At 71.5% G+C, this 19,274-nt stretch carries 21 protein-coding genes and 1 pseudogene; 6 read left to right on the top strand and 16 right to left on the bottom strand.

Annotated features, from left to right (window positions below; genetic code table 11):
- The first annotated feature begins 540 nt into the window (after window positions 1-540).
- Window positions 541-1,167 carry a hypothetical protein gene (locus ACWCP2_RS31865; RefSeq protein WP_450912034.1) on the top strand — a complete coding sequence of 209 codons (627 nt, stop codon included), beginning with the start codon at window positions 541-543 and terminating at the stop codon, window positions 1,165-1,167.
- Window positions 1,168-1,203: 36 nt separating this feature from the next.
- On the top strand, window positions 1,204-3,870 hold the full coding sequence (locus ACWCP2_RS31860) for a Helicase associated domain protein (protein WP_450912033.1): 2,667 nt from the start codon (window positions 1,204-1,206) through the stop codon (window positions 3,868-3,870).
- A gap of 482 nt (window positions 3,871-4,352) precedes the next feature.
- Here the strand turns inward: ACWCP2_RS31860 and ACWCP2_RS31855 are convergent, their stop codons facing one another.
- The 8 genes from ACWCP2_RS31855 to ACWCP2_RS31820 form a co-directional block, all read right to left on the bottom strand.
- Entirely contained in the window at window positions 4,353-4,808 is a 456-nt protein-coding gene (locus ACWCP2_RS31855) for a DUF6415 family natural product biosynthesis protein (RefSeq protein WP_450912032.1), read from the bottom strand.
- Window positions 4,809-4,852: 44 nt separating this feature from the next.
- Window positions 4,853-5,035 (bottom strand): hypothetical protein, encoded by a 183-nt coding sequence (locus ACWCP2_RS31850; protein ID WP_450912031.1) that lies wholly within the window; start codon window positions 5,033-5,035, stop codon window positions 4,853-4,855.
- Between the two features lie 95 nt (window positions 5,036-5,130).
- Window positions 5,131-5,982 (bottom strand): helix-turn-helix domain-containing protein, encoded by an 852-nt coding sequence (locus ACWCP2_RS31845; RefSeq protein WP_450912030.1) that lies wholly within the window; start codon window positions 5,980-5,982, stop codon window positions 5,131-5,133.
- A 32-nt stretch (window positions 5,983-6,014) separates the two neighbouring features.
- Window positions 6,015-6,542 (bottom strand): DUF6879 family protein, encoded by a 528-nt coding sequence (locus ACWCP2_RS31840; protein WP_450912029.1) that lies wholly within the window; start codon window positions 6,540-6,542, stop codon window positions 6,015-6,017.
- Window positions 6,511-6,765, bottom strand: a complete 255-nt coding sequence (locus ACWCP2_RS31835; protein WP_450912028.1) for a hypothetical protein — start codon at window positions 6,763-6,765, stop codon at window positions 6,511-6,513. Before ACWCP2_RS31835 ends, ACWCP2_RS31840 begins: the two co-directional genes overlap by 32 nt.
- A 69-nt stretch (window positions 6,766-6,834) precedes the next feature.
- The gene (locus ACWCP2_RS31830; protein WP_450912027.1) at window positions 6,835-7,521 is read right to left on the bottom strand and encodes a DUF402 domain-containing protein; all 687 of its coding nucleotides are present in this window, start codon (window positions 7,519-7,521) and stop codon (window positions 6,835-6,837) included.
- Window positions 7,522-7,639: 118 nt separating this feature from the next.
- Entirely contained in the window at window positions 7,640-8,107 is a 468-nt protein-coding gene (locus ACWCP2_RS31825; protein WP_450912026.1) for a hypothetical protein, read from the bottom strand.
- 169 nt (window positions 8,108-8,276) lie between these two features.
- Window positions 8,277-9,488 (bottom strand): replication-relaxation family protein, encoded by a 1,212-nt coding sequence (locus ACWCP2_RS31820; protein ID WP_450912025.1) that lies wholly within the window; start codon window positions 9,486-9,488, stop codon window positions 8,277-8,279.
- A 502-nt stretch (window positions 9,489-9,990) separates the two neighbouring features.
- On the opposite strand from ACWCP2_RS31820, the gene ACWCP2_RS31815 reads away from it, so the two are divergent.
- On the top strand, window positions 9,991-10,437 hold the full coding sequence (locus tag ACWCP2_RS31815; RefSeq protein WP_450912024.1) for a hypothetical protein: 447 nt from the start codon (window positions 9,991-9,993) through the stop codon (window positions 10,435-10,437).
- Between the two features lie 843 nt (window positions 10,438-11,280).
- Here ACWCP2_RS31815 and ACWCP2_RS31810 read toward each other — a convergent pair.
- Window positions 11,281-11,604, bottom strand: a pseudogene (locus ACWCP2_RS31810) (hypothetical protein); the annotation flags it as partial.
- Window positions 11,601-13,430 (bottom strand): MobF family relaxase, encoded by a 1,830-nt coding sequence (gene mobF, locus ACWCP2_RS31805; RefSeq protein ID WP_450912023.1) that lies wholly within the window; start codon window positions 13,428-13,430, stop codon window positions 11,601-11,603. The pseudogene ACWCP2_RS31810 and the gene mobF, both read right to left, overlap by 4 nt.
- Before the next feature lie 159 nt (window positions 13,431-13,589).
- Between mobF and ACWCP2_RS31800 the strand changes: the two genes are divergently transcribed.
- The 3 genes from ACWCP2_RS31800 (at window position 13,590) to ACWCP2_RS31790 (ending at window position 14,743) form a co-directional block, all read left to right on the top strand.
- A complete protein-coding gene (locus ACWCP2_RS31800) occupies window positions 13,590-13,790 on the top strand; it encodes a hypothetical protein (protein ID WP_450912022.1) in 201 nt (66 codons plus the stop codon).
- Between the two features lie 221 nt (window positions 13,791-14,011).
- Entirely contained in the window at window positions 14,012-14,317 is a 306-nt protein-coding gene (locus ACWCP2_RS31795; RefSeq protein ID WP_450912021.1) for a hypothetical protein, read from the top strand.
- Window positions 14,318-14,419: 102 nt separating this feature from the next.
- Window positions 14,420-14,743 carry a hypothetical protein gene (locus ACWCP2_RS31790; RefSeq protein WP_450912020.1) on the top strand — a complete coding sequence of 108 codons (324 nt, stop codon included), beginning with the start codon at window positions 14,420-14,422 and terminating at the stop codon, window positions 14,741-14,743.
- Window positions 14,744-14,752: 9 nt separating this feature from the next.
- Here the strand turns inward: ACWCP2_RS31790 and ACWCP2_RS31785 are convergent, their stop codons facing one another.
- From ACWCP2_RS31785 to ACWCP2_RS31760, 6 genes are all read right to left on the bottom strand, one after another.
- A complete protein-coding gene (locus ACWCP2_RS31785) occupies window positions 14,753-15,259 on the bottom strand; it encodes a hypothetical protein (RefSeq protein WP_450912019.1) in 507 nt (168 codons plus the stop codon).
- Between the two features lie 164 nt (window positions 15,260-15,423).
- Entirely contained in the window at window positions 15,424-16,359 is a 936-nt protein-coding gene (locus ACWCP2_RS31780) for a hypothetical protein (protein ID WP_450912018.1), read from the bottom strand.
- Window positions 16,359-17,291, bottom strand: a complete 933-nt coding sequence (locus ACWCP2_RS31775; protein ID WP_450912017.1) for a ParA family protein — start codon at window positions 17,289-17,291, stop codon at window positions 16,359-16,361. Before ACWCP2_RS31775 ends, ACWCP2_RS31780 begins: the two co-directional genes overlap by 1 nt.
- A gap of 243 nt (window positions 17,292-17,534) precedes the next feature.
- Window positions 17,535-18,065 (bottom strand): hypothetical protein, encoded by a 531-nt coding sequence (locus ACWCP2_RS31770; protein WP_450912016.1) that lies wholly within the window; start codon window positions 18,063-18,065, stop codon window positions 17,535-17,537.
- Window positions 18,062-18,751 carry a hypothetical protein gene (locus tag ACWCP2_RS31765; protein ID WP_450912015.1) on the bottom strand — a complete coding sequence of 230 codons (690 nt, stop codon included), beginning with the start codon at window positions 18,749-18,751 and terminating at the stop codon, window positions 18,062-18,064. Before ACWCP2_RS31765 ends, ACWCP2_RS31770 begins: the two co-directional genes overlap by 4 nt.
- Entirely contained in the window at window positions 18,748-19,263 is a 516-nt protein-coding gene (locus tag ACWCP2_RS31760; RefSeq protein ID WP_450912014.1) for a hypothetical protein, read from the bottom strand. The genes ACWCP2_RS31765 and ACWCP2_RS31760 overlap by 4 nt, the downstream gene beginning before the upstream one ends.
- Window positions 19,264-19,274: the final 11 nt, after the last annotated feature.

Here is a 19,274-nt window from a genome sequence, read left to right as displayed (position 1 = left end):
GGCCGTCTCGGTGATCACGCCGAGGGGGCGCAGGACGCGGCCGGCCATCCACCAGGCGAGCGGTCGCTGCGCTCCCTTCGCCCACGCGAAGCGTGGGCGGTCCCCTCCGCTGCGCTCCAGGGACCAGTGGGGCCGGCCGCTGCGCGCCCGGCTGGGCCGCGCATCGCGCGGCCCGTGCCGCTGGGGTGTGGTGGTGCGGGCTTGTGGGGCCCCCTGTAGGGGAGTTGGGGGAGCGCGGGGCGCTCCCGGCGGGTCCGCTGCGCTCCCCCGCCTGACGGTTCTTCCGGCTGCGCCTCCAGAACCGTTGGGGCCCGCTGGCGCGGGCCGGGCTGGCTACGAGATGGGGGGTCGCTCGTTCGTGTGGGTTCTAGTGTACCGCGTGCATCGGGTTGATGCAGCATGTACCGTTGGCGGAAACGCGGGACACCCCCCAACCACCCGGGAACTTCCCCGGAATTCCGAGAGGAACGACCGCAGATGACCGGTCACCACGAATCTACCGGACCTGATCCCGCGCTGAGCAGCGATTCTCTGCGCCGGGTGACGCAGTACCAGACGGCGGCCGTGAACGCCCGGTTGAAGCTGTTCGCTCTCCTGGAGGCGCAGGGCGTGCCCGCGAGCGAGGCTGACGACCTGATGGCCGCGCTGGAGGCCGGGGCGGTCGCCGGGGCGCAGTGCCAGGCGGTGGAGCTGGACGGCATGGCGCCGCGCCCTCGTGGCCCTGAGTTCGAGGACGGCTGGGACAAGGGCGTGATGGCCGTGAGCGAGGCCCTGGTGGGCATCGCGGACCGGGAGTGGTCCCGGCGCGGAGGCCGGTCGGCCGGGGCCTCTGAACTGGCCGTACACATCGCGGACGTGAGGAAGCGTGAGCGGGCCGACCTGGTGCGGCTGGAGAGGTACGTCCGGGAAGCCGTACTGCCGGCCACCCACCCGCACACCACGGCGCGCCGTCAGGTCCTGGAGGCGCTGGGCGAGGCCGGCGGTCTGTGCACCGCGCGGACGGTCAACAGCGATGGGGACTACGTCGTCTGCACGCTCGATGCCGGTCACTACGACCCGGACGACAAGCCGCCCTTCAGGGACGGAAAGCCGGGCGGCTGGCACAAGGCGGGTGCGTCGATCTGGAACGACCTGGGCGCGGCCTGCATTCCGCACGCGGCCCTCTGAAACACCACACAAATTCAGCGCTCGGGGAGGAACGGAATGTCAGCGATTCGACTCAAGGAACACCAGGTAGATCAGCGGTCGGCGTTTCGTAGGTGGGTGGGATTCCCTGCAAGGTCATCTGTGCCCCCGCAGGGTGCCCGGGGAACGATCGTGTCAGCGACCGGCTCGGGCAAGACGATCACGGCCGCCGCGTGCGCTCTGGAGAGCTTCGCGGACGGCCGGATCCTCGTGACCGTGCCCACCCTGGACCTGCTCGCGCAGACCGCCCAGGCGTGGCGCCTGGTGGGCCACCGGGCCCCGATGATCGCGGTCTGCTCGCTGGAGAACGACGCGGTGCTGAACGAGCTGGGCGTACGGACCACCACCAACCCGATCCAGCTCGCCCTGTGGGCCGGGCACGGGCCCGTCATCGTGTTCGCCACGTACGCCTCTCTCGTGGACCGCGAGGACATCGACGCACCCGAGGGCCAGCAGAAGGTTCGCGGGCCGCTGGAGGCCGCTCTGGCGGGCGGGGAGCGGCTGTATGGGCAGCGCATGGACGGTTTTTCGCTCGCGATCGTGGATGAGGCCCACGGAACCGCTGGTGATCTTGGGCGACCGTGGGCGGCGATCCACGACAACCAGCGGATCCCCGCCGACTTCCGGCTCTACCTCACCGCAACCCCGCGCATCCTCGCCGCAGCCCGCCCGCAGAAGGGCGCGGACGGCCAGGAGGCGGAGATCGCGACCATGGCCGATGACCCGGAGGGCACCTACGGCGCCTGGCTCGCGGAGCTGGGTCTGAGCGAGGCGATCGAGCGGGAGATCCTCGCCGGGTTCGAGATCGACGTCCTTGAGATCCGCGATCCCTCGCCGATCCTCGGGGAGTCGGAGGAGGCCCGGCGGGGCCGGCGCCTGGCCCTGTTGCAGACCGCCCTGCTGGAGCACGCGGCGGCGTACAACCTGCGTACGGTCATGACGTTCCACCAGAAGGTGGAGGAGGCCGCCGCGTTCGCGGAGAAGCTCCCGGAGACCGCTGCCGAGCTGTACGTCAACGACGCGTCCGACGCCGACCTGGCCGCCGCCGACAAGCTGCCGAAGTCCTCGATCGACGCGGAGTTCTACGAGCTGGAGGCCGGCCGCCACGTGCCGCCGGACCGCGTCTGGTCGGCGTGGCTGTGCGGCGACCACCTCGTGTCCGAGCGCCGCGAGGTCCTGCGCCAGTTCGCCAACGGCATCGACGCCGCAGGGCACCGGGTGCACCGGGCGTTCCTCGCCAGCGTTCGCGTGCTCGGTGAGGGCGTCGACATCACGGGTGAGCGGGGAGTCGAGGCGGTCTGCTTCGCGGACACCCGCGGCTCGCAGGTGGAGATCGTGCAGAACATCGGCCGGGCGCTCCGGCTCAACCGCGACGGCTCCACCAAGGTGGCCAGGATCATCGTGCCGGTGTTCCTGGAGGCGAACGAGGACCCGAACGACATGGTCGCCAGTGCAAGCTTCCGCCCCCTTGTAGCGGTTCTCCAGGGATTGCGTTCGCATGACGAACGTCTGGTCGAGCAGCTGGCTTCCCGCGCGCTCACGAGCGGGAAGCGCAAGGTCCACGTCCGGCGTGACGAGGACGGGCAGATCGTCGGGGCCGGCGGCGAGGGTGACGGCGAGGACCAGGAGGACGACAACACGCAGGCCGCCGCCGAAGCGGCCCTGCTCCACTTCTCCAGCCCGCGCGACGCGGCGACCATCGCCGCGTTCCTCCGTACGCGGGTGTACCGGCCGGAGTCGCTGGTGTGGCTGGAGGGCTACCAGGCCCTCATCCGGTGGCGGGCGGAGAACGAGATCACCGGCGTCTACGCCGTGCCCTATGACGTCGAGGTCGAGGTGGGGGTCACGAAGGAGTTCCCGCTTGGCCGGTGGGTCCATCAGCAGCGGAAGGCGTTGCGGGCGGGTGAGCTGGAGGAGCGGCGCAAGACCCTGTTGGACGCCCCGGAGGCCGGGATGGTGTGGGAGCCGGGCGAGGAGGCGTGGGAGACCAAGCTCGCCGCGCTGCGGTCCTACCGGCGGGCGACGGGGCACCTCGCGCCGCGTCAGGACGCGGTGTGGGGCGAGGGCGAGGCGATGGTGCCGGTCGGCCAGCACATGGCGAACCTGCGCCGGAAGGGCGGCCTGGGGAAGGACCCGGAGCGGGCGGCAAAGCGCGCGCAGCAGCTGACGGCGATCGACCCGGACTGGGACTGCCCGTGGCCGCTGGACTGGCAGCGGCACTACCGCGTGCTCGCCGACCTGGTCGACGCCGACGGCGTCCTGCCCTACATCGCGCCGGGCGTCATCTTCGAGGGCGACGACGTCGGCAAGTGGCGGTGGCGGCAGCAGGAGCCGGGCACGTGGGCGCAGCTGTCGACGGAGCAACGGGAGCGGCTGTCCGCGCTGGGCATCCAGCGCTCCGAGGCCCCCTCTCCGGCCCCGGCGGCCGTGCCCACGGCGAAGAGCCAGGGCAAGGCGCAGCAGGCGTTCCAGCGGGGCCTTGCGGCCCTCGCGCAGTGGGTGGAGCGGGAAGGTGCGGGGCGGTCGGTGCCGCGTGGGCACGGGGAGCCGATCGCGGTCGACGGCGAGGCGGAGCCGGTGATCGTGAAGCTGGGCGTGTGGGTCTCGAACACCAAGTCGAGGCGCGACAAGCTCACCGCGGAGCAGCTGGACGCACTGCGGAAGCTGGGCGTGGAGTGGGCGTGACACGGGCCGCGGCCGGTCGTTGGGCCTGACGGTCAAGTGAAGTGCACCGAGACCCCGGGATGTCGGCTGATGCCCGGGGTCTCGTGCTGTCCGTAGGCCGGCGGACCGGCCGGGGCTCAGCGCCAGCCCTGCAACGAGCGGTGCAACACCGGAACGCGAGAGGCCATGTACGCAGCATCGCCCCAGGTCAGGGGTGCAACGCGGGGCCGTGTTGCAGGCTCGGTGTTGCAGTGGCGGGGCCGGGTGTTGCAGTGGCGGGGCCGGGTGTTGCAGTGGCGGGGCCGGGTGTTGCAGTGGGCGGCGCCGGGCTCGGTGGAAGCTCTGCGCCCCGCCCATCGCGCCGCCGGCGGCCCCCGGTCGGAGCTGGCCTCTTCCCCACGGCTATCGCGTGGAAAGAGGTGTCGCTTTCGGAAGGGGGCTTGCCCACGGCCCCTGACCTGTACAGATGGAAGATCACCAGATTCGGGGGGTCCCACCTACGGTCACACCTGCGGTCCCCCGCCTAGTGCACCCCTGCAAACAACCGTCCAGCCTCCTTCCGGTGCAACCCCCTCCGGGGCGAGCGCGGCCTCCAGGCGGTCCAGCCGTTCGTAGAGGGCGCGGACCAGGCGGGCGCGGTTCTGGACGCAGTGCACGGTGCCCTCCAGCGGCGCGGACAGCCGGCCTTCCGCCTCGCGCAGGACGACGTCGGCGAGCGCCCGGCGCCCGCTGCTCTTGGGCAGCTGGTCGGCGCGGCGCCGTACGTCGGAGGCGACCGCGCGGGCGTGGCCGGTCAGCTGGAGGCCGATCTGCTCGTAGTCGCGTACGGCGAGCGTGTCCTCGCCGGTCCACGCGAGCACGGCCTTGACGAGGCACTCGTACGGTTCGCGGTCGAGCGGGAGCTCCGCCTCGATCAGCCCGTCAGGGTCGTACAGGACCGTGTGGCTGCTGGTGTGCATGGCGGGCCTCGCTGCCGGGAGCGTCTCGTGCGGGTGGCCGGCGGTCACCGCTGGGTGTCCTCGCCGCCGTCGGCCCCGTCGTCCTGGTCCTCGTTCTGCTGGGCGAGGAACCGGGCGAAGCCGCGGTCCGCGCGGGCCAGCAGGGCCGGGGAGGGAACGCCGTAGGCGGGCGGCTGGAGGCCGCGGCCCCCCGGGGCCGGGGCGGTGGTGTCGTGGTGCGCGCGCATGGGCCCCGCCTCTCCGGCTGGTGGTCCGTCGGTGACTTCGACGCTACGCAGCGTGGGGGCTGTCCCTCAACGAGATTGCGGGAAATTGCGGAAGTTCACTCCAGGGCGTCCATCGCGGCCTGGATGAGGTCGCGGGCGTCGTCGCCGTAGACGGCCATCTCCGCGAGGCCGGCGAACGCCTTGAGGTAGTCGGCGAGCTCGCGCGGCTGCGTCACCTTGATCTCCGCCGTGAGCGTCTCCACCACGGCGCTGGTGTCGTCGTGGACGTAGAACGCCTCCAGGGGCCAGACGGTGCGCTGCGCGGTGAACGGGATGATCCCGAGCGAGAGGGACGCGAGCGGCATCACCGTCAGGAGGTGGCGGAGCTGGCCGCGCATCGCCTCGGGGTCGGCGGTGCGGAAGCGCAGGACCGACTCCTCCATGAGGACGACGTAGCGGTGCCCGCCCTCGTAGAGGAAGCGGGAGCGGGCGACCCGGGCGGCGACCGCTTCGGCGACGTCGTCGGGGGTGCCCTGGAAGCGGGTGATCTGGTTCATGAGGGCGGTCGCGAAAGCCGGGGTCTGGAGGAATCCGGGCGGCACGTTGGAGAGGTAGACGCGGCAGATCCGGGTCTGCTCGTGCAGGTCGTACCAGTCCTGCTGGACCTGGCGCATGCCGTTGCGGTGCAGGCGGCGCCACTCCATGTACATCGAGTCGACGGCGCGGGCGGTGGCGATGAGGTCGTCGGCCTGGTCGTCGGCGCCGCACGCCGCGCACCAGGTGCGGATGTCCGCGTCCGAGGGCAGGGCGTCGCCCTTCTGGATCCGGGTCGTCTTCGCCGGGTGCCAGCCGCACCGGGCGGAGAGTTCCTTCCCGGTGAGGCCGGCGTCCTTGCGCAGGTGCGAGAGCCGCACGGCGAGCGCCTCGCGGGCCGACTGGGCGCTGGACGAGGGAGAGGTGGTCGTCATGGAGGGGCGGCCCTTGAGGTGCGTGGGTCAGATCAGATGCGGTAGTCGGCGTGCGGGGTGGCCAGCTCCCACACCGTACGGAACGCCTCCGCGCACAGCTTGATGGCCTGTGGGTCCTCGGTGTGGTCGGGCTCCACGGCCTCACCGTCGCCGGAGAAGACGTTGAACCGCACGACCTGGTCGTCGATGAGCCAGAAGTCGTTGCCGGGCAGGGCGAGGGTGGAGGCGCGGCGGCGGGGCAGCCAGCGGACATCCTCTCCGGCGCGGAGGTTGGCGTCGGTGATGGCGTGCTCGAAGCGGATGTAGTCGGTGACGGGCTCGGAGACGATCCGGGCCCGACGGACCTTCACCCCGCGGGCGACGGTCCGCTCCACGAGCGGCAGCCACCCGCTCCAGTACGCCGAGTCGTACGCGGGGACGGTCCCGTCGCGCAGGAACGCGTCGTAGACCTCCCGTTCCTCCCCCACGGCGTAGGCGTCGCGGAGCTCCAGGTGCAGGGCGTGCTGTTGGGCGGAGTCGAGCAGGTCCTCAAAGCTGAGGGCCGGCGGCTTCTGCGGCATCGCATGCCTTCCTGATCTGGTCGATCATCCGGGCGGAGAGCCGGATGACGCCTTCGTCATCCGCCGGCGGACTGTCCTGGCTGCACGCGGCCCGGGTCGCCGCGTCGGCGAACTTGCCCTGCAGAACCAGTTCCGGCCCCTCTGCGGCTTCGGTGTCCACCCACACCGCCGGGCAGTTCCCGCCGCCCGAGTTCGGGTCTGTGCCGAAGAAAAGTAGCGCCATGATCGCCTCCGGAGAAAGCCAGTTGCGGGGAGTTGCGTAACTGACCGTCCCGCGCACCGGCACCCTCGGTCAAGAGTGCGTTCCACCGCTCGCCGCCACCGCGCCGGTGCCTGCTCCCTCACGTCGGGGCAGCCGCAGCGCGGGCCAGGCCGGCTCCCAGCGCCAGGCCGCCCACCGGTCGGCGTCCGCGAACGGCCCGGCCCGTTCCTCGAGCATCGCGAGGACCTGGGTACGGGCGAGCTCCACCGCCTGGTGCTCGATGTCGGTGACGATGCCCAGGCGCCGGACGTGGGCGTACTCGTCTTCGTCCTTCCACGTCCACGTGCTCAGATCGGGGTCGATGACGAGGTCGACGGTCAGATCCAAGGTGTCGAACCCGGCCTGGGTACGGAGGGTGGGGTGCTCGAAGTTGACGTACCAGTTCCTCAGCCCGGCCGTGGTGAAGAAGGCGTTGATGCTGAACCACGCCGTCGGCGGCTTCCACAGCAGCAGCTCCGTCTCCTGCCACACCCCGGGCGCGAGCTCCCACTCCCCCGCCGCCATCGCCTCGAACGCCTCGGTGCGCACCGTACGGTCGCCCTCCTCGCGGGCCTTGGCGTACAGGGCCGGCCACCGGGCCTGAGCGCCGGGCGCGCAGGCGGTCACCAGTGCCTCGCCGGTGTCGGCGACAACGCGTAGCGCCTGCTCGCTCCACACCCGGCCGGAGCGGTGCACATCGCGCCGAACGACCGTCTCCCCCGTCGTGAAGGTCTTCACCGGGTGCCTCCCTCGTACGGGCCCGGCCGGGACGTCCGGCCGGGCGGGCACCACCTCAGCGCGCGGGGGGCGGGGTGGGCAAGCCGCCGTTCGAGGGTGGCTTGCCCAGGGCCGCCGGTCAGGCGTGCCCGGCCGCCGGCTCCCACAGCGGGCGGGCGCGCCCGGTCCCGTCGCAGTGGAAGCACCGGCCGCCCCCGGGCGTGCTCCGGGCGCCGATGGTGCCGGTGGCGTTCTCGAACAGCCGGGTAAGGCCGGCGGTGTGCGCCGCGTGGATCGGGAGCTCCTGCCGTCTGCCGAGCGTGAGCTCCAAGGCGACGCCGGGACCGGTGAAGTGGGCGTGGGGGAGGTCGCCGGTCATCGCGCGGAGCGTCTCGTTCACTTGGTGCATCGTCTCCGCGCCGGTCAGCTGCACCCGGGCCGCGAGGATGGTGTCGGCGGCCGCGGTGAAGGACAGGAGTCCGGCCGGGCGGGCGAGCGGCCCAACGCGGCCCACGGGGTCGGGATGGGTGTGCTGGAGCCGGGCCAGCGCGGGCCACAGGCCGCCCGGCAGATCCTGGGGCGCGGTCTCTTCTCGGGTGCGTCTCATAAGCCCTGTCTACGGCCCGGGACTGGCGTGCAGCCGGGTTCGGCCCTTCCGTCCCGTACGGCGACGTCCCGAGTTCGCGGGCCGTCCCGCCGGGCGGGCGGGCGGGGCCGGGGCTGGGCAAGCCACCCATCGGGGTGGCTTGCCCAGGCTCCCCTTGGGCTTGCCCGGGTCAGGTCCGCCGGCGGAACCAGCCGCGGCCCCGGTCCGGCTCCGGGTCGTCCTCGGGCTCCGGCGTGGCGGCCGCGAGGCGGGCGGCTTCGGCGGCGGCCTCCTGGCGGGCGACGTCGTCGGCCCGGCACGGACCGCACACCGACTTGTCCCCGGCCCGTACGGCGGTGCGGTGCACGGTGATCTCCTCCCAACGCTCGTCGGTGAACTTGCGCCCGCAGCGCGTGCACACCGGGCGCTCCGCCTCCCGCTCAGCGGCACGGCGCTCCTTGTCCTGCGCGTCGGCGCGGGCCTCCTGGGCGCGGTAGAGGTCGTGGCCGTCGGGGTTGTCGAGCGCGTCCGTCAGCGTCTGCTCGCCCTTGCGTCCCAGCCTCCGCCACACCGCCGCACCGGCGCCGTGCTCCATCAGCTGCTCCAGGGTGGTGATGACGACGGGCACCGCCTGGCGGTAGTCCCGCGCGGTGATGGCCTTCTCGTAGAGGGACTCGTACCGGCGCGGCGCCCAGTAGCGGCGGCCGGCCTCCTCCAGCACGGCGACCGCGTTGTCGACCTTCGCCTCGGTGGTGTCCGCGAACACGAACGCGAGGGGCACCAGGCCCTCCCGGCCGGTCGGCGGGTAGAACCTGCGCCACAGCCGCTCATCGTGGCCGACCAGCCGCTCGATCGCATCCGGCCGCGACCGGACCAGATCGGCCCTGCGCTTGTCCGCGTCCTTCGGCAGCAGCCGGCCCCACTCCCAGTACCGGCGCAGCTTGGCGACCAGGTCGTGCGCGTCCTCGGTGCGGCGGTCGATCTCCAGCAGCAGCACGGGCACCCCGGCCTCCGGCGCCCGCACCACCAGGTCCGCCCGCTGCACGTAGCCGTTGCCGAGCCGGTGCGCGATCTCCGTCTGGAAGCCGAGCCGGTGCCCGATGCCCGCGACGTGCAGTGCGGCGGCGGTCGAGGTGACCGCGGCGGCGTGGTCGTCGTAGCTGGCACCGAGCAGCTTCCCGGTCACCGGGTCGTACTTCTTCTCGCGCAGCGCCGAGACCCGTATGCCCTTCGGCTCCAGCAGCTGCTTCGCCTCACCGTGTCCACGCTTCGTCAGCACCCACACCTGCCGCTGATCCTCCCTCACCAGCTCGGGCCTCACCAGGTGGTGGTCCTCCAGATCCAGGAGGTTGTCCCGTACGAGCTTGTCGTGCTTGTTGCCCGGACGGGTCAGCTTCCACAACTGGTCGGGCGTAGCCCTCTGGAAGATCCCCAGTGCTTGCAGCAGCTCCCGGCGTCGAGGTCCGGTCGAAGTCCTCCGGTGTTCAGGGCTCCTTGCTACATCTACATGAGGGTTGTCGACGCTGCGCCGACCCCCTGTCCGCCGGGGCTGACCTGCGGAAACGCCCGGTCGCTGAGAGCGGGGCGCGGAGGGGGTGATGGAGGGGTCCGCGGAGGGGGCCTCTCCGGGCTGGTCAAGGTACTTCTCGGGGTCGTCTGCGGACACAGGATGCTCCTGGAGGTGGGGCGAGACCTATCTCGCCATTCACCTTCTATCGGTGCGAGATTCGGGCTTCGTGTGACGCCGACCTCGGAAAACCTCTCTGTCGTGACCGCATCGTGATCAACGCAGGGGGGAGAGTTCTCCCCCGTCAGCGGCCGGACTCTGTCCACAGGGCCGCCGCTGGAGGCTCCTCTTGAGGCCGCCGCGAGCAGCGGGGCGGCCCGAAGATGAGGAGTCACCCATGCCCGAGAACACCGTCACCGAGCAGCTCGCCCCGATGAAGCCGGAGGACGTCGCCGCCGCCTTCGCCTACATCCGGGCCCGTCTCGTCGGCGACATCGACACCGCCGGTGCGATCGCCGACGACGCAGGCCCGGAGCAGCTGCACCGGCTGCTCGTGGACGTCGCCGCGCGCGTCTTCATCCCGGTCACCGCCGTGGACGACCACGACGGAGAGCCGTGCGCGCACTCCTTCCTGGCCGCCGCGCTCGGGCGACTGCTGCTGGAGCTCCTGTGCCACAGCGTGTGCCTGAGCAGCCTGCCGGGCATCGCCGACACCATCACCCGCTTCACCGCGAACATCCTCACCGACGACCACGGCGAGGTCGCCGGCGTCCTGCGCCAGCTGGAGGCCGCGGGGATGAAGCAGGCGATGGAGGCGCACCCGGCGCACCGCACCACCGCGTAGCCGCGCATCCGGGACGGCGGTGGTGCGGTGCGGTGCGCCGGGTGCGCATCGGGTGCGCACCATCGCCGGACGATGCACCGCACCGTGCGCACCCCGCACCGCACCGCGCGCACCTGGTGCGCACCAGGTGCGGTGACCGCATCGGAGGTGCGCGCACCGGCGCACCGCACCATCCATCGCGGTGCGCACCACCGGCCCCACCACACCGCACCGGGCGGGCGCCGCCGCCGGGCGGGGTCCTATATCACACACCCCCTTGACCGCGGCCTGATCGGCGGCCGGTACCGGCTCTGTCCAGGGGAAACGCTCCGCTGGCGAACCTGGTCAAGGGGAAACGTGCGCTCGCCCCGACCTGGACAAGGGGTCGCCGACTTCCCGCCCGAAGGCGGACAAGGGGTCGGGCCGCTGATGCGTACGACCCGGGCGGTGCGCGCACCGGGTGGAGTCCGGAGCATCGGGTGCCCGACCTCGTGGTGCGCCGAGAGTGCCCGGCATCGTCGACCGGTGCGCGCGATCCGGGCGGTGCGCACCGGGTGCGGTGCGGAGCATCGGATGCCGGACATCGTGGTGCGCGCGAGGGTGTCGGGCATCGTCGGATGGTGCGCACCGGGTGCGGTGACGGACATCGCGGCGCGCACCGGAGTGGAGTCCATCGTCATCCGGTACGCACCGGAGTGGAGTCCACTCGGTGGCGTCCATCGGGTGGAGTCCACTGAGTGGAGCCCACTCGGTGCAGCCCATCGGGTGGACTCCACTGAGTGGAGCTCACTCGGTGTCGTGCATCGCCACGGGATGCTGAACACCGTCGGCTCCACTCGGGGGACGATGCCCGGCATCGTCCCGCAGCCAGGCGTTGGAGTGCCGCACCCGGGACAGGGCGCGCGCATCGCGGCGCGCGGCCGCGTTGCCGATCCGACTCTGACGGGAGCGGGGCCGGCGCGACTGCGCGGCAGCGAGGCGGCGCTTCCCGGCGTCCTGGAGCCGCTCCCGCTGATCGCTCAGCTCCTTCTTCTTGGCCGCCTTCGACTTCGGCGTCCGGGGCCGCTTCCAGATCGGCTGCCAGCCCGAGGGCTCAGCGAGCGCGGCGGCCATCTCCTTGGTGGCTGCGCGGGCTCGGGCGAGGGCGTCCTCCAGTCCCGGGAGCTGTGGGTTCGCCGGTGTGGTCATGCGAGTCCTCCAGTAGGTGTCCGGCCCGGCGCGTGCTGCACTCCGGGCGGCGGGGTGTGCGACGGGGAGGGCGCCGCCGGGGCGGGCTGCGGCCTGTAGCGGTGGGCGACGGCGCGCTCCCGGACGCCGTCCTGGAGGCTGACGGCCATCTTGGCGACGGCCTCGATCGTGGAGCGGGTCTGCTCCAGCGCGGCAACATCGGTCTCCTGCTGCTGCTCCTGGGCGCGGCCGGCCTTCCGGTCCGTACGCGAGAGCTGCGGGCCGGACCTCGAGGCGCCGGGCACCGCGACGGTGTGCGGGCGGGTGCGGGAGCCCAGGCGCTCGGAGCGGCGCTCCGCGTGAACCCGGGCGGAGAGCGCTTTGGCGGCCATACGGGCCCGCGCGTAGAGGGGCAGCATCCGGTTGCGGGTCAGCGGGCGCAGCACGGCCTGGTCCTCGGTGTCGCGCGGGTACAGGGCGTGCAGGTCGGCGGTCATCGCCAGGCCCCGGCCGACGGGTCGGGTGTAGTCGTCGACGGCCGTCTGCACGATCCGTTCGTCCAGGCCGGGCTCGTGCGGGCGGCCGCGCAGGGCGTAGGCGAGGTAGCGGCGCGCTTCGGCGAGCAGGTGGTGGCGCTTGAAAGCCCCGCGCATCACGTACACCACGGCCACGGTGTCGACGGCCGCCAGCACTATGTCGACCACCGGCCTCACCCGCGCCCACACCGCCGTAGCCGCCGCCCGCGCCCGCTCCGCGAGCCGGTCCACGACATCGGCACCGAACGCGGCGATGGCCGACTCCCGCCATCGTTCGCGGAGCTGGGACAGCGACCGCGGCTCCTTGCGCTTGTGCGGGCGCGTCCGGTCGGCGGCCCGGCAGGCCAGCCCGTACGCGGCCCGCTCCCCCGGCTCGTGCCCGTGCTCCTCCACGTACTCGGCAGTGAGGACGAACAGGGCCTCCTCGATCTGCTGACGGCGCGTCGACTGCCAGCCGATGAGCCGCCGGTCGATGCCCGCGATCTCCATGACGGGCCGGCGCCCCGGGGTCACCTCACGCGGCTCCCACGCCCACCCGAGCCGGGCGGACACCTCCCTCATGAAAGTCAATACGTACAGGGTGTCGGCCGCGACGATGTGGGCCAGCATCGAATCCGCCGACAAGTTGCCCCACGTGCCCTTCTCGTCCGGCCGCCGGGCACGGATCGACACCAGCGCATGATCGTGGAGAAGGGGCTTGGACTCCGCGGCTCTGGACTCGTAGTGCCGGAAGACCGCGACGATCAGTCCGTCCCGGACACCGGCCCGGTGCTTGCCGCCGCCCTTCCAGCGGATCTGAGCGACCGCATCCTCCAGCCACTCAAGCGTCTCGTCCCGGGCGATGTCCTGGCACAGCTCCAGCACCCGACGATCCTCGTCACCCGACAGCGCCCACACGAGGTGAGCGGTCGGCGGAGGCCGGAACACCAAGTGCATGCCGAGCAAGGGCACGCGCTCCTTGGCCTTCTCGGTCTTGGGCGAGCGGTTGTGCTCGATGGGCCTGCCCAGCACGGTCGCTCTCCGGGCCTTCGCCGGATCGTCGCCCGCCTCCAGGCGCTCGCGCTCGATCTGGTCGGCGTCCGGGTGCCGGCCCTCCCCCAGGAGGAGTTCGGCCTGCCGCTCGGTCACCACATCCCCGGCAACCAGGCCGACACCGGCCAGGCCCCGGCCCTTCCAGATCCCGGGCGGGACACCGGCCTCATCCTGAGCGGCCCGCAGCGACGTGTCCGCAGCACGGTGGCCGTCGCCGACCATCACGCCGCGGAAGAGATAGCGCCCGTCCCCAGGACGGATCGGTGTATGGCTGATCATCGGCCCATGGAACACCGGGCTTGACCTGCCGAAAAGCGTGATCCGGGGTCCTTCCCGCCGGGCGGGAGGCCATCACCAGATCTTTACCGTGGCGCCCGCCAGGCGGGCCGCCGCCACAGCCCGAGACGGTAAGCCGCGGCCGTGTGCACAGTGCGCCGCATGACCAACGAACTGCTCCACGGAGACCTCTGCCCGCTGTGCGACCGGCCCCTCACCCGGCGGGTCACCGACACGGTCCGGTCAGCCCAGTCCGACTACCCGACACGAATCGACACGGTGCCCCACTGCGAGAGCTGCGCCGGCGACATGCTCCTGGCGCAGCAGTGGGCGGACCTGATGCGCGCCTGCTACGAGAGCTGACCCCGGCCGTGCGATTACTGCGCGCCGACCACATCGGCACCACTCGCCACGAAATCCGACTCCAGCCGGCTCCAACGTCAACCAGTGCCAACACGCACCATCGCACCACTCCCCCGACCGTCCACTGAGCGCATCGCGTCACCGACGCCCTTCAACACGACCAGCAACCACCGCCCCCGGCCGACTCCGGCCGGGGGCTTCGTGCGTCCTGGAGGTTCACCGTGCCCACGTACGAGACCCTGCCTCGCTTCGCATCCGACCTGGACCGCCTCACCCCTGAACAGCGCCGGCGCTTCCGCCGGGCCGTCAATGCCTTCGTCCACGACCTGCGCGACGGTGGACGGTTCCGCGCCGGCCTCCGCATCAAGCAAGTCAGCGGATTTCCCCACGTCTACGAGCTGACCTGGTCCATGGGCACCGGCCCCGCCGGACGCGCCACGTGGGCGTACGGGGCCGCGGTTCGTCCTGGCACACCGCATGTGATCTGGAGGCGCATCGGCACCCACTCCATCCTCACCGGGCCATGACTTGTCGGGCAGGTGGCGTCCAATCCCCTGGCGTTTCATTCCTCACCGGACGAGTGGTCTGCTGGCGAGTAGGGTCGGCGGCGACTAAGGGGAGGCTCAACGATGCCGGACACTGCAGGGCTGCTCGCGGCGGATGTCGCACAGATGATCATCACCGTCATGAACTGGCAGGACGACACCCGTACAACGTGGGTCGGTCCGACCATGGAGCGCATCGAGCATTCCGGTGACGGCCGGTGGATCGGGATCACTAGCAGCATGGGGCACACGTGGGTGTCCCTCCATGCCGGCCTGATCCGTGACGGGGTGTTCGCTTCCCCCGTGGCGCACTCGGAGCGGCTGGACGGTACCGACCAGGCCGTCCTGGCGCTCGCGGTGCGACGGCTGTGGAAGCAGTTGGATGACCTGGGGCAGAAAAGCCTGTAACGGCTCGGGTCAGTCCGCAATCAGGATCACGCCCAGGAACCTGGAGAGGCGGCCCACCACGATGTCGATCGCGTCCGCCTTGCGCCATAGGTCGTCGGAGACGGCAGCCAACTCCCAGGTCTGCCAGTCGCCTGTGGTGTCGAGCGCCCACTGGGTATCGAGCAGATCCACGTCTTCGCGAAGGTGGTCGCACAGGTCAGCCGCCGCGCCGAGCAACATCGGCAGCGGCCCCCGGGCGGGCAAGGATCGAGTGACCGAACACAAGGGCCCGGCGAGCGCAGCCAGGCGCCCGGCCCGCTGTAGCCAGGACGACGGGACGAGCAGGTTGGCCGTGGGGCCGTGTGCCGGGAGGCTGGGATAGCCGTACACGGGCGCTGCGGTCAGGCCGGTCGCGCTGGCTGCGGCCCGCTCTGGGGGGCTGATAGTCCACTCGCCGGCCTGCCACAGGGCCGCGGCCTCGGCCAGGCAGCGCACCACGAGGTCGCGGTCTGCTGTCCAACCGTGCTTGGAACCCATGCCTCACACCGTACGGCCAGCCGCTCCGCGCGCGATCTCACACACTCCCGCCATCTGGCGCCGCATCGGCACCCACAACATCCTCACCGGACCATGACGGCTTCGGGAACGCGGAAGGCCGGCCCCGGTGGTCTGGGGCCGGCCTTCGTCTTCAGTCTCGGAGGTCACTCCGCCTTCGGAAGCCTGATCGCCACGGCTCGGTCGATCTGCTGGAGCAGCGACCCAATCTCCTGGATGAGCGGGACGGCGATGTCCGGCTGGGCTTCGACGGCCCGGCGTGCTGCCGACTTGTTCACCTTCTTCGCCGCCTCCTGGAGGGAGGCGAGGGTGGTCTGCAGTCGCTCGATGTCCTTCGCTGCAAGGGGGTCCGCCTTGCTATTGCTGGGCTTCCGGCTCGACTCCCCATTTGGGGAGTCGCTGCCGAGCGAGCTGATGTCAGGGACACCATCGTTCTTCTCGTCGGCGTCGGACTTCTTATCCGGCGCCTCCAGGAGCTCGCGGACGCGACGGCCGACGTCGGCGGCCTTGGCGTCCTTCGGGAGGAAACCGAGGTCACCCACCACCTTCTCCACGAGCTCCCCTGTGACGCGAGGGCTGCATCGGGCGATGGTGTCGTAGACCGTGATCGCGACCTTGTCGTTCGTCTGGCGGCGCAGCTCGGTCATCGCGCGGACGTGGGACTCCGGCGGCTTGTGCCCGAGGTTGGCGAGAGCTTCACCGACGCGCCATTCGTCGATAAGCCGGTAGAGCTGGGATTCGGAGACCTCCCAGGTGTCCCAGACCCATGCCGCGTAGTTGGGGTTCTCCTCGCGATGCAGCTTGGCCACGCTCATGGTCTCGAACGACTTGCCCGCGATCCAGAAGGCGTTGCGGAGGTTGTCGACCCCGGCCTTGCAGGCTTCGAGGTCCGCGCGCTCCTGGTCGGACAGCTCGTCTTCGCTGTGTGGCTGGTACGGCGCGGGGATCAAGGCGAGGGAGGTGCCGGGCAGCGGCTTGACCACCACGCTCACCGCACCGGCCGCTGCCGCCAGACCTCCGCCGAAGAGGCCGCCTGTGCCCTGGCCCTGCTGAGCTTCTTCGTCGACGTCGAACAGGCCCATCAGGCCCTCCTCCTGGTGTGGTCGAAGATTTCCTGGTTCAGCTCCCGCATCTCCTTGGCCAGCGGGACGATCGTGTCCGGGACGACGTCGGCCGATGTGGCGCGGCCGGCCTTCACGTCGTACGCCGTCGCGGAGGTCGGAAGCAGGTCGGCGTACTCGCCGAACAGCAGCCCCTTCTTGCGGGCGTTGCGGGCGGGCACCTCTCGGTAGCCCACGATCGTCTCCAGGATCGGCGTGCCCTCGCCCAGAGTCGTGCGGATGTCTTCATAGACGGCCGCGTGCATCAGCGTCGCCGCACGGTTCGAGCCGTAGAGGAAGGCCCCGGCCATCTGGAGGTGAGGGTTCACCTGGGTCTTCACCAGCTTGAAGTTCTTGCTGATGCGCTCCATGCCGCGGACCGAGGAATCGTCGGAGCGGGTGGGCACGATGAGGTACTTCGCGGCGGCGAGCACCAGCTGCTCCAGAGAGTCCTTCTCCGGGGCGCTGTCGAAGATGATGCGGCCGTAGAGAGGCGCGATCGGGGCCAGGGCCTGCGCGAGCGACATGACGACGCCTGCACCTTCCTGGAGCGTGCGCAGCATCAGGAGGCCGTCGATCTCCCCGACCTTAGGCCCACCAGGCATCACGTCCAGGTTCGGGCGTACTTCCCGGATCGGCCGGAGCGGGGTGCGATCGTGTATGGCGCTGTAGAGACCCTCACCGTCTATGACGGACGGGCCCTCCGGGTGGATTCCGCGGTTGAACCGCTTGATGCCGAGGTCGTCGTCATCCTGCCCGGTCACGCAGATGAGGAGGGTCCGCTCCCCGGCAGCCGCGGATTCGCCGGCGAGGTGCGCGGCCACGGTGCTCTTGCCGACGCCACCCTTCCCTGTGCCGACGACGGTACTTCCCTCGGGGGGTTCGATCGGCTGCGCTGCGCTTGGGTTCAGCACGGGGAGTGCCCTTCCTTGTTACTCATGCGTGGGCCGCACCGTGCGCGGCAGGGGCATCTTGGCACACCCAGAACCCTTGCCAGGACTGGCTTGCGAGCATCGCTCCCCATTTGGGGAGTCCATTTGCGGGCTCATGATCCATCGAGTGCCGGACGGCGCGGAGTTGACGGCTCTGACTCCAGAAACGAAAAAAGCCCTACCTCCGGCACGGGGCCGGAGGCAGGGCTTCGGGTGGAGCAGGGGTCAGGTCGCCCAGGTCGCGGGCGCACCGTCTTCGTCGGGGTTGGGGAGGCCGGCGGCGGTCGCCGAGGCGGCGGGGTGCCGTAGGGCGGTGATCGGGACGGCGCCGGGCTCGGTGCTGGGTGCCCAGACCATGCGCCAGGTGTCGTCCCACTCGCATCCGCAGCCGTGTTCGGGGTGCGGGTGCCGTAAGAAGGCGCCGTGGGTGTGGACGGCGCGCGGGATGCGGGGGATGAGGACCGCCGGGTCGTCGCCGGGGTAGAGGTGCAGGTTCCTCCAGCCATGGGTCCGGGCCATGTACGCGGCGGCGGCCTCGATGACGTCGGCCCACCGCTGGTGTCCGAGGACCAGGAAGCCGACCGGGTAAAGGTCATCGTCGGCTCCGTCGATCCCGGCGACGAACAGGCCCTGGTGGGCGATGAACCCGTGGTCGGCCGCGCCGTCGGCGCAGGGCGTCCAGAGCTGTTCGGCGGGGTGCGTAGTGCCGTCGTCGCCCTCGCTGGTCTCGATCTCGTACAGGGCCGGGGCGATCATGCGCTCACCCCCGCGACGGCCGCGTCCAGGAGCGCAACGGCGTCGGCCTCGTACGGGTCGACGAACAGCTGATGGTCGCTGACGTCGAACGGCGCGTACCGCGCGGAGACGCGGAAGCCGGGCACCGCAGTGGTCTCCCGGCCCTCCAGCGTGCCGGTGAGCCGGTCGTAGTCCTGCTGAGCGTGCCGGGACTGGGTGTACGGCCCGAGGCGCAGCAGGGTGTAGCCGTCCAGGCTGTCGTCGCGCTTGCGGGCCTCGATGTAGAGGGCGTAGTGCGCGGGCTCCATGCCGACGTCGCCGGGCAGGGGCAGGCCGGCGGCGGCGTGGGTGAGCATCGTGTAGCCGGGCTGCCAGAAGCCGAGGATCGCGGTGGTGGGGCAGCGGAGCCAGCCGCGGTTGGTGTAGCCGAGCTGGCGGCCGTGGAGGTAGGCCGCGGCGTGCGGGGTGTCGGGGTGGACCAGGGTGACGGCGATCAGGTCGGGGCCGTGGTCGTCGCCGGGCCGGGTGTGCGCGCGTTCCACGAACGGTCCGACCCGCATGGCGATGTCCTGGGAGCCACCGGGCGTCCAGGGATGCGGGTTGCGTACGGCGGTGAGCATCGCGCGGAACTGGTCGATGACGGCCTGGTCCTCGGGGGAGAGGGCGCCGGGCGCGGTCCCGCAGCGGCGGAAGGAGGGACGCTTCATCGGGTGGGCTCCTGCTCGAAGGTGGTGTGGGTGCTCGCCGGGCGCAGGTAGTGGGCGGCGGCGTTGACGAAGTCGTCGTGGGCAACCTTCGCGGCCTCGCGGGCGGCGGTGAGGTCTTCAGTGGTGGCGTACGCGTCCCGCATCGCGTACGTGAGCGTGATCATGCGGTCGGCGGCGGCGCGCACGGTCTGGTCCTCGAAGAGGACGCGGAGCGCGACCAGTGGGCGGGTGACCGCGCTGCGGGTCATGTGGCTCTCGCCGCGCAGGGCTTCGATCCGCTCGGGGCCGGCGCCCTTGAGGACCGCGTCGCCGCGCCTCCACATCGTCGTGCGGTGGTCGCTGGCGGCGCAGGCGAGCGCGGTGACGGCCTCCAGGCGGTCGCGTCGGATCGCCTCGCCGTGACTGACGCGCACCTGCCGTTCGGCGGCGCGCTCCTGGAAGCGGCCGCTGACGATCGCGCCCAGCAGGGTGGCGACAATCGCGAGGGCGGCGGTGATCAGGGTGGCTAACACGCGGGGGCTCC

It is taken from the genome of Streptomyces sp. NPDC002104, from assembly GCF_053593795.1.
This window is presented reverse-complemented; position numbering and strand designations above follow the sequence as displayed.

What these genes read in the sequence shown, in the direction of transcription:
- mobF (WP_450912023.1), bottom strand. Translation starts at nt 13,430, where the DNA reads ATGATCAGCCATACACCGATCCGTCCTGGGGACGGGCGCTATCTCTTC.
- ACWCP2_RS31790 (WP_450912020.1), top strand. Translation starts at nt 14,420, where the DNA reads ATGCCGGACACTGCAGGGCTGCTCGCGGCGGATGTCGCACAGATGATC.
- ACWCP2_RS31785 (WP_450912019.1), bottom strand. Translation starts at nt 15,259, where the DNA reads ATGGGTTCCAAGCACGGTTGGACAGCAGACCGCGACCTCGTGGTGCGC.
- ACWCP2_RS31835 (WP_450912028.1), bottom strand. Translation starts at nt 6,765, where the DNA reads ATGGCGCTACTTTTCTTCGGCACAGACCCGAACTCGGGCGGCGGGAAC.
- ACWCP2_RS31845 (WP_450912030.1), bottom strand. Translation starts at nt 5,982, where the DNA reads ATGACGACCACCTCTCCCTCGTCCAGCGCCCAGTCGGCCCGCGAGGCG.
- ACWCP2_RS31765 (WP_450912015.1), bottom strand. Translation starts at nt 18,751, where the DNA reads ATGAAGCGTCCCTCCTTCCGCCGCTGCGGGACCGCGCCCGGCGCCCTC.
- ACWCP2_RS31825 (WP_450912026.1), bottom strand. Translation starts at nt 8,107, where the DNA reads ATGAGACGCACCCGAGAAGAGACCGCGCCCCAGGATCTGCCGGGCGGC.
- ACWCP2_RS31840 (WP_450912029.1), bottom strand. Translation starts at nt 6,542, where the DNA reads ATGCCGCAGAAGCCGCCGGCCCTCAGCTTTGAGGACCTGCTCGACTCC.
- ACWCP2_RS31815 (WP_450912024.1), top strand. Translation starts at nt 9,991, where the DNA reads ATGCCCGAGAACACCGTCACCGAGCAGCTCGCCCCGATGAAGCCGGAG.
- ACWCP2_RS31780 (WP_450912018.1), bottom strand. Translation starts at nt 16,359, where the DNA reads ATGGGCCTGTTCGACGTCGACGAAGAAGCTCAGCAGGGCCAGGGCACA.
- ACWCP2_RS31860 (WP_450912033.1), top strand. Translation starts at nt 1,204, where the DNA reads ATGTCAGCGATTCGACTCAAGGAACACCAGGTAGATCAGCGGTCGGCG.
- ACWCP2_RS31770 (WP_450912016.1), bottom strand. Translation starts at nt 18,065, where the DNA reads ATGATCGCCCCGGCCCTGTACGAGATCGAGACCAGCGAGGGCGACGAC.
- ACWCP2_RS31855 (WP_450912032.1), bottom strand. Translation starts at nt 4,808, where the DNA reads ATGCACACCAGCAGCCACACGGTCCTGTACGACCCTGACGGGCTGATC.
- ACWCP2_RS31850 (WP_450912031.1), bottom strand. Translation starts at nt 5,035, where the DNA reads ATGCGCGCGCACCACGACACCACCGCCCCGGCCCCGGGGGGCCGCGGC.
- ACWCP2_RS31800 (WP_450912022.1), top strand. Translation starts at nt 13,590, where the DNA reads ATGACCAACGAACTGCTCCACGGAGACCTCTGCCCGCTGTGCGACCGG.